Raw genomic sequence first — 15173 nt, 5'->3', positions numbered from 1 at the left:
GTGAGCTGGTGAAACCACTTGCAGCGATCATTAACATTCACTCCAGTTTATCTAAATTGTAAGGCCATTGAAGCAGCTCCAATGACTCCCGCATCGTTTCCTAGTTCGGCTAACTTGAGCTTCGTTGTATCCCGAATGGATGGGAAGGCATTTTCCTGGAAGTACTTAGTCGTTGGTTGTAACAGGGTGTTTCCCGCGTTGGAAACTCCCCCACCAATTACGATACTAGCCGGATTCAACGTGTTCCCGATGGCCGACAGAGCCAGGCCAAGGTAGAAACAAATCCGGTCAACTACTTGGTTAGCCAAGATATCGCCGTTATCAGCCAAGTAAAAAATTAACTTCGAGGTGATTTTTTCATCAGTTTGTTCTAATTCTGCTAACCGTGAAGTTCCGTTGAAGGTCTTAGCCATATCAGCAGCCACGCGGACAATTCCAGTAGCAGACGCATAGGTTTCTAAGCACCCCCGCTTGCCACAGGTACACAGGTAGCCATCTGGTTGCACCGCAATGTGACCGATTTCACCGGCCCCACCGTTCACCCCATGGAGCAGTTTGCCGTTGGCAATCACACCGCCTCCAACTCCAGTTCCAAGGGTCACAAAGACCACGTCTTCTTCGAGACTTCCGGCCCCTTTCCAGTATTCACCGAGGGAGGCAACGTTCGCATCGTTATCTAAATCAAAGGGTAAACCAAGGCCCTCTTGAATTTGTTGCCGAACCGGTTGGGTCGCCGCCCAGTTCAAGTTATAGGCTTCAGAAACCGTTCCGTTTTCACGATCAACCGTTCCGGGAGTTCCCATCCCAATTCCAATGAAATCAGCGGGAGTTTTACCGGAATCTTCGATGTGTTGCCTAATTGATTTAACGATATTTTCAACAATGTGACTGCCGTTATCGCTCACATCAGTTAAGATGCGCCATTTTTCTAAGACTTCACCTTGTTGGTTTAAGAACGCCATTTTCGTGGTAGTTCCACCTAAATCAATTCCAATTAAGTTTTTTGCCATCTTCTAATCCTCCAGTTATTTGCTGTGCTTTGGTAGCTTCAAGGTGATGTTCGTGCTTTAAAACCAACTTCGCAGCGGTAAACTCCGTTTGGGAAATCACGCGTGCCTCATGCAAATGATCTAACTCGAGGGCCATCACTTCAATGTCCCAAATGCGTTTCCCCACGTAGACATAAATTCCAAACCGTTTTAATAGCTGTTGAACATCATATAAATTCTTCATCACTGGTCACCTCGTGGGTTCGTAGCTCGAATCATTACCGCTTAAATCCAATGATCCACAAAGCTATTATAACAATAATTAAAACGTTTGCATAAAAAAATCGTACTTTTTTCGGTAATAAATGTGGGCGTGGTAAACCCAGGGCAAACGCCAAGCAAAAGCCGCCCACAAGCCCGCCTAAGTGCCCCCAAATGTTGACAAAGGGCAAGAAGACATCTGAGACCAAATTCAGTACCACTAACACCAAAAAGGAGCGCGCCGTTTGGCGAATCCATTCGTTATGTGGTCTTGCCAGGGCCAGCATCAAAAAGGCGCCAAACAAACCAAAGAGCGAGGTACTGCACCCAGCGGAAACACTGGTATTGCTACCGAAGGCAAAACTAAATAAGTTGCCAATGATCCCCGCTCCCAAAAACAGCAGCAAAAAGCGAACGTGCCCAAACACGTTCTCTAAAATGCGACCCACGAAGTAGAGGGTCAGCAAATTAAGGGTCAGGTGCTGCCAGCCAATGTGAATAAAAATCGGGGTGATGAGCCGCCACCACTGCCCAGCTTGCACTAACTGATTTACCTCGGCCCCAAATTGAACCAGGACCGTAAGGTTGTTAGTTCCGCCAGCCAGCGTCATCAGGCCAAACACGACCACCATGATCCCAATTAAACTCCACGTCACGACCGGCTGTTTCTCCAGTTTATCCATGTTCATCCTCCACCAGTAATTGTTGGACGGGGACATCAAAGGGATCCGGAGTCCACGGCTGTTCTACTACCTGTTCTCGTTGCGCCAGGGCAATGGTCTGCCCCGGAAATGACGCTAAAAACCGGTCGTAAAAGCCCCCACCATAACCAATGCGGTGGTGATTGTGCCTACAAAAAGCTACCCCTGGCACCAGTACGAGGTCAATTTGGTCCTTGGTAAGGGCGGTCCCGTTTTGCGGTTCCCACACTCCAAACTTCGTCTTGGCTAAGCAGGTCTTCGGAGTCAGTGGATAAAAGCGCAGTTCGCGATGTGGAACCGTGCGGGGAATTACCACCAGTTTTCCCTGTCGCTGGGCCTGGCTAATCATGGGCTGCGTCGGTAATTCATGCGGAAGACTAATGGTTACCGCCACCACCTGCGCCTCCTGCCAGACTGACGTTGCAAACAACCGCTGATAGAGCTCTGTAAACCGACTGGCCGGTTGCGCTTGCTGTGCTAACTTGTGTAAAACCGTGGTCCGAATTGCTGTCTTCATCTTATTAGTCCCATTAATAAAAAAGATTTTGGGCAACAGCCCAAAATCTTATTTTGTTTCACGATGTAAAGTAACTTTTCTCTCACGAGGGCAATACTTTTCTAATTCTAACCGATCGGGATTATTACGACGATTTTTAGAAGTTAAGTAATTGCGTTCGTGGCATTCAGTACATTCTAAAGTAATGTGTACACGCATGTTAAATACCTCCAACCAATGCTTTTTTGATTTATCAAATATAACAAATATTAGTCTACCATTTTTGGACCATAATTTCTACTAATTAACCAAATAAATGTTAAGTATTTCTACTTGACGCTACTTATCGGTGTGCTGGACGTCTTTCCAGTAAGCCCGGTAAATGTTTTTGGCCAGGTCCGTATTATTGCTTTCGGCATTATCAGGTAGGTTCGTCATTGCCAAGGCAACCACGACCTGCGGATGATCAGACGGTGCGTATGAAGCTAAACTCAACGTAGTCGTCGCCTGTCCATTATAGAAGGTTTGCGCCGTCCCCGTTTTAGCAGATACTTCTGGGTTTAATTCGGCCAATGCGCCCCCGGTCTTGTACTTGCTGTGCCCGTGGACCACTTGGTAGAATCCTTGCTTTAAGACCCGCAATTCGTCCGTACTCATCGGTACCGTGTTCAGGGCTTGCGGCATAATCGTTTCCCGGATTGCTCCCAGTTTACCGTTTTTCGCATTCGTACTCCGGACGTTTTGCACTACGTGAGGACGTAACCGGTAACCACCGTTTGCAATGGTCGACATGTACTGGGCAACTTGTAAGGTAGTATAACCATCGTAGTTCCCGAAGGATTCATCTAGAGACTTCCCAATGTTGGCATAGCCCCCTGGTCCCTTAATCCCGGTCGTTTCGTTTGGTAAATCAATTCCAGTCTTCACCCCTAATCCGAACTGGTTAAAGTAGCCGCGTTCGATGTTAAAGATGTTCGGACTCAAGTTTAACGGCGCCCCTGGAACGTAGTGGAAGCCGCCTTCTTTCATGGCCAACTGCATCATGTAAGAGTTTGAGGATACTTCTAGGGCATCAGCCGCCGTTAACGGAAGGTTAGCCGAGCCGTTTTTATTAAACCACGAACTCTTGGTACTGCCCCCATTTTTAATCGGCATATCGGTTAACGTACTACTTTCCGGGGTAATAACCTTGCTCTTGAAGGCTCCATAAATGGTTGCTCCCTTCACCACGGATCCCATGGTGATCGAGTTATTCATGACCCCCAGATCATTTTGACTGACTTTCCCGGTCTTTGGATCCCGGTTTACCCCGGCCATCCCAATGATGGCCCCGTTGTTCGGATTCATGACAACGGCATAGGTTCCCGTTGCATTTCCGCCGGGTTGGGCGTTTTTAACCATCTCCTGCAGTTCCTTTTGGAACTTCGCGTTAATCGAAAGCTGGAGGTTGTCTCCCCGTCGACCTGGATATTTCTTCACGGCCTTAATGATTTGGTTATCACTATTGAGCTTAATCTCTGTTTGGGATTTTGAGCCCCGTAGAACCGGTTCGTACTGTTCTTCCAAGCTGTTATTTCCAGCCGATTCATTTTGTGAGTAACCCTGCGACAGCAGTTGGTTCATCCGGCTCTCTGGTAAACCAGCCTGATTAGACGTTACCGTCCCGGTAATCGGCTGAATTTCTTTTCCATCCGGATATTCCCGGGTCCAGTTCGTCCCCACTTGGACTCCGGGCAGCTGCTTCGCATGCTCACCAACCTTGGCAATTTCCTGATTAGTGACGTGATCATACTTAACGTACGTCGTGGTCAAGCGGTAGGCCCCACTCATTGACGTATAAATGGCAGCGGCGTTCTTAAATTGATCCGTTGCTTGGTATGGTGGTTTCTTTTGCGCGAGTTTTAATTCTGCTTCAACCAATTGATCCGGATTTAAATCTTGATGGTTGGGAACCTTGGTAGCCATTTGCTTCTGGTGCTCACTACTTGCTAAATAGAACTGAGCCATTTGCTTTTTCGTCAGCTTCTTTGTTGGCACCTGAATGATCTTACTTAACCGGTTTGCTACCTGATACATATCGTTTACCGTCACTTTAGGTCCCCGCGTATAGGTAATCGCCCGTTCGGTTTTATTTCCCGCCAGAAGCTTTCCGGTGGAATCATAAATCATTCCCCGTTGGACGTTTCCATAAACCGTTGAACTGTTGTTTTTATTCACGATCGACTTGAAGTAGTTTCCCTGAATTAGTTGGAGGTCCGCTAGTTTCCAGATTAGCACCGCGAACAAAATACCCACTAAAGCAAAGATTAAATTTAAGCGAAAGGGAATTCGCTTATTTCCATTTTCATGTCGACTAGTTCGTGTTTTTTTCTTAAAAAATCGACTAAAGAAATTACCCACGATGTTGCTCCTCTTCATTTAATTATTTAACATCCCATGCCAATCAAGGCAGCTTTTTCCATTATTACATTATCCGCGAGCAACCGCAATCAGGGCCCCTCCTAAAATCAGCGAAGTGGCAATTTAATAAGAAAAAACTCGCGAAAGGCAATCCTTTGCGAGTCTCTTTCTCAATCACTATTTAACCGAAATGATTTGCACGTGCATCACACCGTCGGGAATCTCAATGTCAACTTCTTCGCCAACCTTGTGACCTAATAAGCCCTTGGCAATTGGAGAGTCGTTTGAGACCTTGCCTGATAACGGATCAGCTTCCGCTGCCCCGACGATTTGGTACGTTTCCGGATCCTCGTCCGGGAGTTCCTTAAACTCAACCGTTTTTCCCACGCTCACTTCGTCGCTGGCAGTTTGTTCTTCGTCCACTACCTCAGCAAACTGGAGCATGTGTTCCACGGTATTAATCCGACTTTCTAATAGTGCTTGTTCGTTTTTTGCTGATTTGTATTCTGAATTTTCGGATAAATCACCATAACTTCTGGCAATCTTAATTTGTTCAATCACGTGGGGGCGCTGATTAGTCTTTAAATCTTCTAATTCGGCTTCAAGCTTAACTTTCCCCTCTTTGGTCATTGGATATACTTTATCTTCAGCCATGATTCCACCTCAATTATTTTAGTCAACTTAGAATTTATCACGAACCGCGGCGATTATCAAATAAAAAGTTAGTCGGCAATTACCGGGTCTTCATCATCCGTCCCCAAAATTGCCTTAATTTTGGTGGCCAACAAATCAATGGCAACGTTATTTTTACCACCCCGCGGAATGATAATGTCGGCATAACGTTTCGAGGGCTCTACGAACTGCTGGTACATGGGCCGGACGGTCCCTAAGTACTGTTGAATCACTGAATCAAGCGAACGCCCGCGTTCCTTGGTATCCCGCTGGATTCTTCGAATTAACCGGATGTCATCGGCCGTATCGACAAAGACCTTAATGTCCATCAGATCCCGTAGGCGGGGATCATTCAGGGTTAAAATGCCTTCCAAAATAATCACATCCGTAGGCGCCTGCCGTTCCGTCTTCGGGCTACGCGTAAACTCCGTGTAGTCATACACTGGTTTTTCAATCGTTTCGTAGTTTAACAACCGGCGTAACTGATCAACCAACAAATCATTATCGAAGGCATCGGGATGGTCATAATTAACCTTTTTACGTTCCGCCATGCTTAAATCAGTTTGATCTTTGTAGTATGAATCCTGTTGAATAATTGAAATCGAGTGTCCCAATAACCGTTGTAAGATTGCGCGACTAACCGTCGTTTTGCCACTACTAGATCCGCCCGTTACACCAATAATGACCGGACGCGTTTGTTTTGTTTCCATGCGTGCTCTGTCCCTCTCTTTTTTCTATCGGATTTCTGCATGTAACTCAGATTTCAAGTATTGTTCCACCTTTGCCAGCGCCTGGTTAACTACGTCATCTTGAAGGGTGGCTGCTGGATTTTCAAAGCTCAGGGTATATGCCAGTGACTTTTTCCCTTCTGGCACGTGTTCACCAACGTAAACATCAAAGAGGTTGACATCGTGGAGGTAGGCTCCCCCACGTTGCCAAATGAGCTGGGTTACTTCCGCGTTAGTCACGTTTTCTGCCACTAACATGGCCACATCCCGTTTAATTCCAGGTAACGAACTAACCACTTGGTATTGGGCTTCGCGTTTCGGCGCCTGAATTAACTGATCCAGATCTAAATCAAAGACGTAGGTCGGTTTAATTTTAAACTGTTTTGCGACCTGCGGATGAACCTGCCCGATAAAGCCTAGTACGGCCCCATCCAATTTCACAAGCGCCGTCCGCCCGGGATGCATCTCTGCAATTTGGTCAGTTGCTTCGTACGTAATGGTCCCTTGGAGCGACAAGGTTTGCAGGTACTGGGCCAGGATTCCCTTCAACGCAAAGAAGTCCACTGGTTGCGGGTGCTGGTTCCACGTCGGGGTAGGTAAGGTCCCCGAAATGGCGGCCGCAACGTGCTCAATTTCTAATGGGCGTACTTGTTCGGCGGACTGCTTGGCAAAGACCCGTCCCTGTTCATACAACGGCACATTTTCCACGCCCCGGGCCTGGTTGTAAGCAATGTCATCCAGTAACCCACTAACCAGGTTCATCCGTAAGACCGAGTGATCCTTAGTCATGGGCCACTGCAGGGTCGTGGCAAAGTTCGGCTGCAGTAGAAACATCCCCGCCTTTTCGGGAGTCGTCAGTGAGTACGAAATTGCGTGGTTCAATCCTGCTCCTTGTAAAGTTTGCCGCGAGTGGCGCATTAAGCGTTGCGCCGGGGTTAAACCGCCCGCCGTTGTTTGGGTAACGGGGAGCGTTTGTGGGAGTTGATCGTACCCGTAAATCCGAGCCACTTCTTCAATCAGATCCGCATCAATGTGAATATCCCAGCACCGGGTTGGAACGGTGACCTCCATGGTCTGATCCGTTTCTGTCACCGTAAATCCGAGGCAGGTAAAGATGGACTGAATGGTGTTAGCACTCAAATCGGTCCCTAACACGTGATTAATTCGAGCAGGCGTAATCTTAATTACCTGCGGAGTAACGTTGGCTTGGCTCCCGGTTACCGCTCCCTGGCTGGCAGTGCCCCCAGCAATGGTTTGCAGTAAGCCCGCTGCATAGTGTAAGGCGTTGACTACGTTTCCCTGATCAACGCCCCGTTCAAAGCGCTGGGAAGCGTCTGTTTGCAAGTTTTCAGCTTGCGCCATTTTTCTCGTCCGAACCGGATCAAAGACTGCTGCCTCTAACACAACATCCGTGGTATCCGCGGTTACCCGAGTGGCCGTGCCCCCCATCAGACCGGCCAACGCCACCGGTTGGTTGCCACTGGCAATGACGACGTCTTGGTCCGTTAGTTCCCGAGCTTGTTCATCCAACGTCGTGATTTTTTCGCCCGGTTGGGCCGCACGAACGCTTAAATCTGCACTTGGCAGTTGGTTTAAATCATACGCATGTAATGGTTGTCCCAGCAGTAACATCACGTAGTTCGTAACATCAACTACGTTGTTAATGGGTTTAATGCCTGCGTTCCACAGGCGAATTTGTAACCACAACGGGCTCGGATGAACCTGCACGTTTTTAACCACTTGCACGTGATATTGGGATGCCAGTTGTGCATCAGCGGTGGCAGCAATTGCGGCGGAACTCGGTTCGGTCCCAGTAGCCGCCTCCGGAGTCACCTCAAACTGGGCTGGTTCGTTTAAAACAGCGGCTAAGTCATACACTACCCCCCGCATACTGAGCATGTCACCGCGGTTAGGCGTCACGTCTAGATCCAACATGGCATCATCCATCCCTAAGTAAGGATAAACCGGTGCTCCTAACTCGGCATCATCCGGTAAAAAGTAGATGCCATCCTTCCATTCGTCTGGAACGACGTCCTTGGGAAAGCCAATTTCATCTAACGCACACAACATGCCATCCGATTTCACGCCCCGCATTTTGGCCTTTTTGATTTTTACGTTGCCAGCCACACGGGCCCCGGGCATCGCAACAATCACCTTTTTACCAACGGCCACGTTGGGAGCCCCACACACAATTTGTTGAATTGCATCCGGACCAACCTGGACTTGACAAATGTTCAAGTGTCCAGCATCAGGATGCTTTTCAATGCTGACAATTTCTCCAACAATTAACTTTTTCAAACCATCCTGGCGCCGTTTAACCGAGTCCACCTCCACTGAGGTTCGTTCAATTTTTTCGCCGAGGGCGACGGGATCCAGCTCAAGGTTTAGATACTTACTGATCCAATCATACGAAAGTAACATGGTCAATCCTCCTGTTAATCAAACTGCGTTAAGAACTTCAGATTATTCAAATAGAAATCACGAATGTCGTTAACTCCATACTTCAACATGGCAAAGCGATCCGGACCAACACCAAAGGCAAACCCGCCGTAGGTTTCGGGATCAACTCCAGCCATCTTCAAAACGTTGGGGTGCACCATGCCGGCTCCTAAGACTTCGATCCAACCGGAACCCTTACAAACTGGGCAGCCCTTGCCCCCACAATTCATGCAGGTAATGTCGGCTTCGACCGATGGTTCTGTAAATGGGAAATAACTCGGGCGAAGCCGGACCGCAAACTTGTCTCCAAATAACGCGTGCGTCATGGCTGCCAGGGTCCCCTTGAGATCGGCCATCGTAATGTGTTTGTCAATGACAATTCCTTCAACTTGATGGAACTGGTGTGAATGAGTCGGATCATCAGTATCACGCCGAAAAACCACCCCTGGAGAAATCATTTTCAAAGGTCCCGTGGAAAAATCGTGGGTTTCTAACGCCCGAGCTTGCATGGGCGAGGTATGCGTCCGCATTAAAATTTCCTTCGTGATGTAAAACGTGTCCTGCATATCACGAGCGGGATGATCCTTTGGTAGGTTCATCATTTCAAAGTTATAGTATTCTTCTTCCACCTCTGGACCGCTTAAAACCTGATAGCCCATTCCAATGAAAATATCCTCAATTTCATCGATAATTTTTTGAATGACGTGGGGGTGGCCAAACGGAATATGGTCCCCGGGTAAAGTAACGTCAATTTTTTCAGCCGCTAGTTGCTGGTTCATGGCCGCCGTTTCTAAGTCGGTTAACTTAGTTTGTAGCGCTTGCGTAAGCTGATCTCGCACCTGGTTAGCTAAACTACCCACGACGGGCCGTTCAGCTACCGGTAAGTCGGCGATGCCGCGGAGCGTGGTTGTAATCGACCCCTTTTTCCCGAGTAACTTCACTTTAATTTGATTAAGGGTTTTCTGATCCGGCGCAGCTGCAATTTGTTGCAACCCGTTCTCCTTAATTGTTTCTAATTCTGTTTGCAAACTCATAGAAATCCTCCTTCAATTTTGTCCAGAAAAAAAGCTTCGCCCCCATCGACCGGGACGAAGCTTCGCGTTACCACCCACATTCGTAAGTTTCCTTACGCACTCATGTGATGTGGTAACGACCATCAGCCGGGCATTGTTTGCACATGCCTACAGTTTAAAGCGAATTCAGTTTCAATGACTACTTTCAGCCTGCGTAGCCTCTCTGTTCGAACGTGAAACCTACTACCTCTTTAACTATCGTAGTTACTAAAAATATAAAACATTCCCGCTGGTTGGTCAAGCCTCATCATGCTGATTACACCACTTATCGGCCCAGGCGTGGGTGGCTTCCATCACCGGACGCAAATCTTGCCCCTTGGGGGTTAAATCGTACAAAATCAGAGCCGAGTCAGCACTGGTTTTGCGGGTCACAATCCCACACGCTTGCAGTTCTTTCAACCGTGCCGTCAAGACCCGGTCGCTACAATCAGCAACCTTTAAAGCTAGTTCTCCAAACCGCAGTGGACCACTTACCAATAGTGACTGAATGATCATTCCGTTCCACTTTCGTCCCAAAATTCGAAACGCTTCCTGAAAACTAGCACATAGACAAGCTTCATCCCGCATTCGTTTTTTTCCCATTTTAAAGGGCCTCCTCTGCTTTATTTTTTAAATACTTGTTTTACCTTTGTTTCAATTGGATGCATAAATTCATGAACGGCCGCATAGTCGTCCACCAAAGAGACAATTACACTCTCTTTATACTTCGGCCGGGCCAACGTTAATCCCCACATGTGCTTTAAGATAATATCTTCTTCCTTCGGGGTTAGTTCGGTAAGCTGATGGGCATTACGAAGGGCAACCCGCGGATGAATAAAGGCATGACTCCCGACCGCAAACTTGGTGGTGCGCCAGTCATAGTAAAATAAATCGTGCAACAAGCCCCCCCGGGCGGCTGCCCGGTAATCTAAATGGAACTTTTTCGCAATTCGATAACTTTCGTAGGAAACATATAAACAATGTTTGAGCCGCGTCGAATGGTGGTGTTGGGTATAGTTGGCCAGTTTTTGGACCGCCGGCGTTTGTAACAGGTCCTGCACACAGGCCACGTACTCCGGATCCGCCTGCCAAGCTGGTTTTGTCATTTGATCACCTCGTTTTAATGTGCCGTAATGCGAAACATAATCACCGCCGCTGCAATCGCAACGTTCAATGATTCTGCGTGGCCCTGAATGGGAATATACAAGTTTTTCGTGGTCTGTTGCAATAACGCCTGGTCCATCCCATTCCCCTCGTTCCCCATGATCAGAGCAAAATCAGTTTGGGGCGTAATCGTACGGTAGTTAACCGCCGCCGGATTTAACTCCGTCCCATAGATGGGCACCTGGTGCTCTTGAAACTGCTTTATGACAGTGGGCAGTGCCTGTTCAACGACCTGCAAATGAAACTGACTCCCCTGCATGGCCCGCAAAACCTTACTATGGTACGGACTGGCAGTCCCAGTTCCAAACACCACTCCGCGAAAGCCCACGGCATCAGCGGTCCGCACCATCGTCCCAATGTTACCGGGATCCTGAACGTGGTCTAACAGTAACCACGCTCCTTTGGGGGCAATGGTATTCACCACGTCTGGTAGCTCGCACACGAGAAAGATTCCCTGGGGGGTCTGCGTGTCACCCAGTTCCTGGGCAACGGCCTCAGAAATCAGCGTCACTGGTTGGTCGGTGAGCGCCGCCCCGTGCGCCAAATACTGATCATCGGTTGCGTATACCATCACGATGTCTGTGGCTGGCAACGCCTCTAAGGCCGCCTGCACTAAATGCCAGCTTTCCAATAAATATTGGTGTTGCTGCTTGCGCCCCTTCGCCGTGGTTAATTTTTTTACAGTTTTAATTCGTTGGTTTTGTTTCGAATTAATTCGTTCCATCTTAATCCCCGCTTGTTTCCTAATTAAGCTAATTTTATCACATCCCCACCAAAAGGTAGCATTTAACTTCGAAGCCCTGACTAAGCAGGCATAAAATTGCAGTTCGGTGGGGTTTAGGTTAAGATTAGAGCTATGATTGAAAGTTAAAGGAGTAAATAATATGAAAATCGGCAAAAAACTGGCCTTATTAGGTCTGACTGGGCTCGCTGGGTTGACGCTGTCTGGTTGTGTGCAAACGGACGCCCACGGCAAACCCTATGGATTAGTTTATGACTACCTGGCTGTTCCCGGTCAACACGTAATGGATTGGCTCGCCAAGTTCGTTGGAGGCTACGGCTGGTCCCTCATCGTGATTACCGTCGTCGTTCGATTACTGTTACTGCCGATGATGGTCAACCAGGTGAAAAAATCCACCGTCCAGCAGGAAAAAATGGCCCTCGTCAAACCGCAGTTAACGAAGCTTCAACAGTTGATGAAAAATGCCAAAACCCAACAGGAACAAATGGCCCTTAATCAACAAATGATGCGGCTCTATAAAGACAATGATATCAGTATGACCGGAGGAATTGGTTGCTTACCCCTCCTCATTCAACTACCCGTCTTTGCCGCCCTCTACGCGGCCATCCGGTATTCACCAGAACTTTCTCACACGGTGTTCATGGGCATTCAACTGGGGCAACGGAGTCTCTTGTTAGCCGTCCTCTCTCTAATTGTATATGGAATCCAAGGTTATCTGTCTGTAATTGGCATGCCCAAGGAGCAACGGAAACAAATGGGCTTTATGATGTTAATTAGTCCGATTATGATTTTCTTTGTAACCATGTCTTCTCCGGCTGGACTCGGGATCTACTTCTTCATTGGTGGGCTCTTTGCAATCCTGCAACAACTGATTGTCAACGCCTACCGGCCTAAAATTGTGGCCCAGGTTAATGCTGAAGCCAAACGGAATCCGCCCAAGGTGGTGGTCCCAGAAGAAGTGGTCCAGACCGAAGATCAAATTGCCAAAGAGGAACAGGACCAGTCTACGACTGAGCAACCCCAATCCCACCGCAATCAAAATAAACAACGCCATCATCACGATGACTAACTAGTAAAAAAGCATTGTTCCCATGAACAATGCTTTTTTTGGTGCCATTACCTAAGTAACCTAAGTTGCCTTACCGAGGCTGACTTGCCATTCCACCGCAGTGCAAACGAAAAACACCTCTCAAACGAAAGGTGTTTTTTGGAATCTAATTATTATTACTTTGACCAGCTCCGAAGAGTTCAACCAAAATTTCAAACAGATTCAAGACATCAATGTAGATGTTTAAGGCGCCAATGGTACTGTACTTTTCTAACTGACTTTCTGACGTTACTTGGTTAGCGTATTGCTTAACGCTCTGCGTATCAACGATGATGTAGAACGAAAAGATTACTAACAAGACGACATCTATGAGCAGGTAGAACCCTGGGATGCGAATGAAAATGGCCACAATCGATAACACGACCGCTGCTAACAAAGCCCAGAATAAATAGATTCCCATTGGAATGTAATTCTTCTTGGTGTGGTTGGCATAGTAGGTTAAGCCCCCAAACATGAGTGCCGTGGCTAACATCGCTAACCCAACGGTATTCATGTTGTAGTAAACCAAGAGCGGACTCGTCGAAACTCCAAACAAAACCGTCAAGGCATAATAAATTGCGTTGGCAGTCGACGGGCTGGAGTTTTCATTGCTAACCGAGCGGGATAGCATAAACATGAGCCCAATCATAATTACCAAAAAGATTAACGAAGTTCCTAACCCCATTGACATGATAAAGCCACGCATAAACGTTGCCATGAAGGCCATCACAAGCCCCGTAATGATTAACCCAATCGTCACCTTTTGGTACGTTTTGGCAATTAACCGTTGGGCGAGGTCTTGCGTGTTTCCTAAAATTTCACCATTCATAATGTAACCCCCTTTATTAAGTTATCAAGTACTATTATACCATGATTCTGGCGCTAATCGTTAGCCGCAACTACTGAAAATGCGCTTGCCACAGTGCTTGAAGCTCAGCTAGTTGCGCGGGATTGGTCACCGTGATCGGGGTCTGATCAGCAATGGTTACCACCAGTTTAGTTGGGTCCTGCACTCTAAATGGAATGCCAGTTTGCGCAAGATAGCGATACACCGGAACCAACTCTGGAACAACGTCCGGAAATTGCGCGCTCAACGCCGCTCCTTGGCGAGCCCGTTTGGTTGCAAGCCCCCGTTGAAAGCCAAAATCACTTAGAGAATCCTGGTGGACATAGGGCACTAACCGCCCCGCGGTGGTCTGATCTGGATCCTGGAGTCGATCACGCACCATTGCTAAGCTGGCCTGCCAATCTGCGGGATTGGGTAATTGCTTCACAACGGTTTGTAACCGCTCCACTAACTGCTTCGCGCTAGCCTGCAAATCGGCCGGCAACGGGGCCGTCGGAGCGGCGAGGGCAACCTGATCGTTGGCAGCAGCAGCGGTCGCCAGGCGCTCAGCATCCCAAGGTTCTGGAAACAAGATCCCTGCCAGAATTAGTAAGCGAACCACCCGGAGGGTCGTTGGAGCAACGCCGTCCGTAGCAAAGGGATCGTTATCGAGCGTCCGTAATTCCAAATAATCAATCCCCTGCTGCGGAATCGAAGCCAACCCGTTTTTGGCCTTTAAGCGCACTGGTCCGTAAAACTCACTCGGTGCAAATAATTTTTTCGTGCGAATCGCCTCGAGTTGTTGGTTAACAAAATCCGCCAGCCGCTGATAGCTAACGTGAACATCCGATCGGTTTCCAAATCCCCGATGACTGGCGCGCAGCGAGCGCACCAAGGGACGGGGCGCTGGTTGATTTTCATCCAGCGGACTGGCTCCAAATAAATACGTTAATAACCACCGAAATCCCACTAACTCCTGGGTGATTTGAAACATCAACTGGTTTTTGGCTGTTACTCGGTCCGCAATTTGGTGTTGCGCTTGATACCAGCTCACGATCGCGGGCGTTGGCGAGTAACTAACGTGCACCCCACACATAATGTGCTGCAACGGTCCGTACTTCGCGAGCAATAAATCCCGATATCCCTGATACCAATCACGTTTGAAGGTCTTTTCTAAAAAGGTTACGTCACTTGGTTGCAACTTGGGAGGCATGGACAGGGGCCAAATCACTTCATCTGGATGCAATTGTTCCGTTAGTAACTGCTGCAAACTGTGCAATTGGCTACTGACCGCTTGGACTGCTTGGTGCGGAGCCGTAATTAACTCCTCCATACTTTCCGAAAAATCAGTTTGAAAGTAGGGTTGGTAGTGCCGGTCTCCCAGTTGAGCCGGGTGATCAAACCGCGATAGCCTGCGGGGATGTTGTTCCACCCGGTGCTCCTCAATTTCGACGCCGGTCCAACCAGATAGTAACGTTTCAACTGTTCCAGCTGCGTTCTGCTTTTTTTGCCCCATCGTGGTCCCTCTTTCTCATTTGCTCTAATCCCTCATCAACTGCTAAGTAACGTCCGGGCGGGTTGGCGATGCCCCCGCTTTTTACCACCATCCACTCTGG

The 15173-nt window shown here is 48.1% G+C and carries 16 protein-coding genes; 1 reads left to right on the top strand and 15 read right to left on the bottom strand.

What is annotated here, in order from left to right; translation table 11 throughout:
* Positions 1–47 precede the first annotated feature (47 nt).
* From M3M35_RS00995 to M3M35_RS00935, 13 genes are all read right to left on the bottom strand, one after another.
* Positions 48–1010: an ROK family glucokinase gene (locus tag M3M35_RS00995; protein ID WP_252750166.1), complete on the bottom strand. Its 963-nt coding sequence runs from the start codon at positions 1008–1010 to the stop codon at positions 48–50.
* A complete protein-coding gene (locus M3M35_RS00990; protein WP_252750165.1) occupies positions 985–1233 on the bottom strand; it encodes a YqgQ family protein in 249 nt (82 codons plus the stop codon). Before M3M35_RS00990 ends, M3M35_RS00995 begins: the two co-directional genes overlap by 26 nt.
* A 34-nt stretch (positions 1234–1267) precedes the next feature.
* Positions 1268–1933, bottom strand: coding sequence for a rhomboid family intramembrane serine protease (locus tag M3M35_RS00985; RefSeq protein WP_252750164.1), 666 nt, complete (start codon positions 1931–1933; stop codon positions 1268–1270).
* On the bottom strand, positions 1926–2468 hold the full coding sequence (locus tag M3M35_RS00980; RefSeq protein WP_252750163.1) for a 5-formyltetrahydrofolate cyclo-ligase: 543 nt from the start codon (positions 2466–2468) through the stop codon (positions 1926–1928). The genes M3M35_RS00985 and M3M35_RS00980 overlap by 8 nt, the downstream gene beginning before the upstream one ends.
* 48 nt (positions 2469–2516) lie before the next feature.
* The gene (gene rpmG / locus M3M35_RS00975) at positions 2517–2666 is read right to left on the bottom strand and encodes a 50S ribosomal protein L33 (protein WP_252750162.1); all 150 of its coding nucleotides are present in this window, start codon (positions 2664–2666) and stop codon (positions 2517–2519) included.
* 120 nt (positions 2667–2786) lie between these two features.
* Entirely contained in the window at positions 2787–4865 is a 2079-nt protein-coding gene (locus tag M3M35_RS00970) for a peptidoglycan D,D-transpeptidase FtsI family protein (protein ID WP_252750161.1), read from the bottom strand.
* A 159-nt stretch (positions 4866–5024) separates the two neighbouring features.
* Positions 5025–5501 (bottom strand): transcription elongation factor GreA, encoded by a 477-nt coding sequence (greA, locus tag M3M35_RS00965; protein ID WP_252750160.1) that lies wholly within the window; start codon positions 5499–5501, stop codon positions 5025–5027.
* Positions 5502–5569: 68 nt separating this feature from the next.
* Positions 5570–6229 (bottom strand): uridine kinase, encoded by a 660-nt coding sequence (gene udk / locus M3M35_RS00960; RefSeq protein ID WP_252750159.1) that lies wholly within the window; start codon positions 6227–6229, stop codon positions 5570–5572.
* Between the two features lie 24 nt (positions 6230–6253).
* A complete protein-coding gene (gene pheT / locus M3M35_RS00955; RefSeq protein ID WP_252750158.1) occupies positions 6254–8668 on the bottom strand; it encodes a phenylalanine--tRNA ligase subunit beta in 2415 nt (804 codons plus the stop codon).
* Between the two features lie 14 nt (positions 8669–8682).
* Positions 8683–9720: a phenylalanine--tRNA ligase subunit alpha gene (gene pheS / locus M3M35_RS00950; RefSeq protein WP_274706356.1), complete on the bottom strand. Its 1038-nt coding sequence runs from the start codon at positions 9718–9720 to the stop codon at positions 8683–8685.
* 276 nt (positions 9721–9996) lie between these two features.
* The gene (locus M3M35_RS00945) at positions 9997–10341 is read right to left on the bottom strand and encodes a winged helix-turn-helix transcriptional regulator (RefSeq protein ID WP_252750157.1); all 345 of its coding nucleotides are present in this window, start codon (positions 10339–10341) and stop codon (positions 9997–9999) included.
* Positions 10342–10361: 20 nt separating this feature from the next.
* Positions 10362–10844, bottom strand: a complete 483-nt coding sequence (locus M3M35_RS00940; RefSeq protein WP_252750156.1) for an HD domain-containing protein — start codon at positions 10842–10844, stop codon at positions 10362–10364.
* A 14-nt stretch (positions 10845–10858) separates the two neighbouring features.
* Positions 10859–11626: a TrmH family RNA methyltransferase gene (locus tag M3M35_RS00935; RefSeq protein WP_252750155.1), complete on the bottom strand. Its 768-nt coding sequence runs from the start codon at positions 11624–11626 to the stop codon at positions 10859–10861.
* A 160-nt stretch (positions 11627–11786) separates the two neighbouring features.
* On the opposite strand from M3M35_RS00935, the gene yidC reads away from it, so the two are divergent.
* Positions 11787–12713: a membrane protein insertase YidC gene (gene yidC, locus M3M35_RS00930; RefSeq protein ID WP_252750154.1), complete on the top strand. Its 927-nt coding sequence runs from the start codon at positions 11787–11789 to the stop codon at positions 12711–12713.
* A gap of 145 nt (positions 12714–12858) precedes the next feature.
* Here yidC and M3M35_RS00925 read toward each other — a convergent pair whose 3' ends face one another.
* A complete protein-coding gene (locus M3M35_RS00925; protein WP_252750153.1) occupies positions 12859–13560 on the bottom strand; it encodes a Bax inhibitor-1/YccA family protein in 702 nt (233 codons plus the stop codon).
* A 70-nt stretch (positions 13561–13630) separates the two neighbouring features.
* Positions 13631–15073, bottom strand: coding sequence for a glutamate--cysteine ligase (locus M3M35_RS00920; RefSeq protein WP_252750152.1), 1443 nt, complete (start codon positions 15071–15073; stop codon positions 13631–13633).
* Positions 15074–15173 lie beyond the last annotated feature (100 nt).

It is taken from the genome of Fructilactobacillus myrtifloralis, from assembly GCF_024029335.1.
Lineage (GTDB): Bacteria > Bacillota > Bacilli > Lactobacillales > Lactobacillaceae > Fructilactobacillus > Fructilactobacillus myrtifloralis.
This window is presented reverse-complemented; position numbering and strand designations above follow the sequence as displayed.

What these genes read in the sequence shown, in the direction of transcription:
- M3M35_RS00995 (WP_252750166.1), bottom strand. Translation starts at nt 1,010, where the DNA reads ATGGCAAAAAACTTAATTGGAATTGATTTAGGTGGAACTACCACGAAA.
- M3M35_RS00990 (WP_252750165.1), bottom strand. Translation starts at nt 1,233, where the DNA reads ATGAAGAATTTATATGATGTTCAACAGCTATTAAAACGGTTTGGAATT.
- M3M35_RS00985 (WP_252750164.1), bottom strand. Translation starts at nt 1,933, where the DNA reads ATGGATAAACTGGAGAAACAGCCGGTCGTGACGTGGAGTTTAATTGGG.
- M3M35_RS00980 (WP_252750163.1), bottom strand. Translation starts at nt 2,468, where the DNA reads ATGAAGACAGCAATTCGGACCACGGTTTTACACAAGTTAGCACAGCAA.
- rpmG (WP_252750162.1), bottom strand. Translation starts at nt 2,666, where the DNA reads ATGCGTGTACACATTACTTTAGAATGTACTGAATGCCACGAACGCAAT.
- M3M35_RS00970 (WP_252750161.1), bottom strand. Translation starts at nt 4,865, where the DNA reads ATGAAGAGGAGCAACATCGTGGGTAATTTCTTTAGTCGATTTTTTAAG.
- greA (WP_252750160.1), bottom strand. Translation starts at nt 5,501, where the DNA reads ATGGCTGAAGATAAAGTATATCCAATGACCAAAGAGGGGAAAGTTAAG.
- udk (WP_252750159.1), bottom strand. Translation starts at nt 6,229, where the DNA reads ATGGAAACAAAACAAACGCGTCCGGTCATTATTGGTGTAACGGGCGGA.
- pheT (WP_252750158.1), bottom strand. Translation starts at nt 8,668, where the DNA reads ATGTTACTTTCGTATGATTGGATCAGTAAGTATCTAAACCTTGAGCTG.
- pheS (WP_274706356.1), bottom strand. Translation starts at nt 9,720, where the DNA reads ATGAGTTTGCAAACAGAATTAGAAACAATTAAGGAGAACGGGTTGCAA.
- M3M35_RS00945 (WP_252750157.1), bottom strand. Translation starts at nt 10,341, where the DNA reads ATGGGAAAAAAACGAATGCGGGATGAAGCTTGTCTATGTGCTAGTTTT.
- M3M35_RS00940 (WP_252750156.1), bottom strand. Translation starts at nt 10,844, where the DNA reads ATGACAAAACCAGCTTGGCAGGCGGATCCGGAGTACGTGGCCTGTGTG.
- M3M35_RS00935 (WP_252750155.1), bottom strand. Translation starts at nt 11,626, where the DNA reads ATGGAACGAATTAATTCGAAACAAAACCAACGAATTAAAACTGTAAAA.
- yidC (WP_252750154.1), top strand. Translation starts at nt 11,787, where the DNA reads ATGAAAATCGGCAAAAAACTGGCCTTATTAGGTCTGACTGGGCTCGCT.
- M3M35_RS00925 (WP_252750153.1), bottom strand. Translation starts at nt 13,560, where the DNA reads ATGAATGGTGAAATTTTAGGAAACACGCAAGACCTCGCCCAACGGTTA.
- M3M35_RS00920 (WP_252750152.1), bottom strand. Translation starts at nt 15,073, where the DNA reads ATGGGGCAAAAAAAGCAGAACGCAGCTGGAACAGTTGAAACGTTACTA.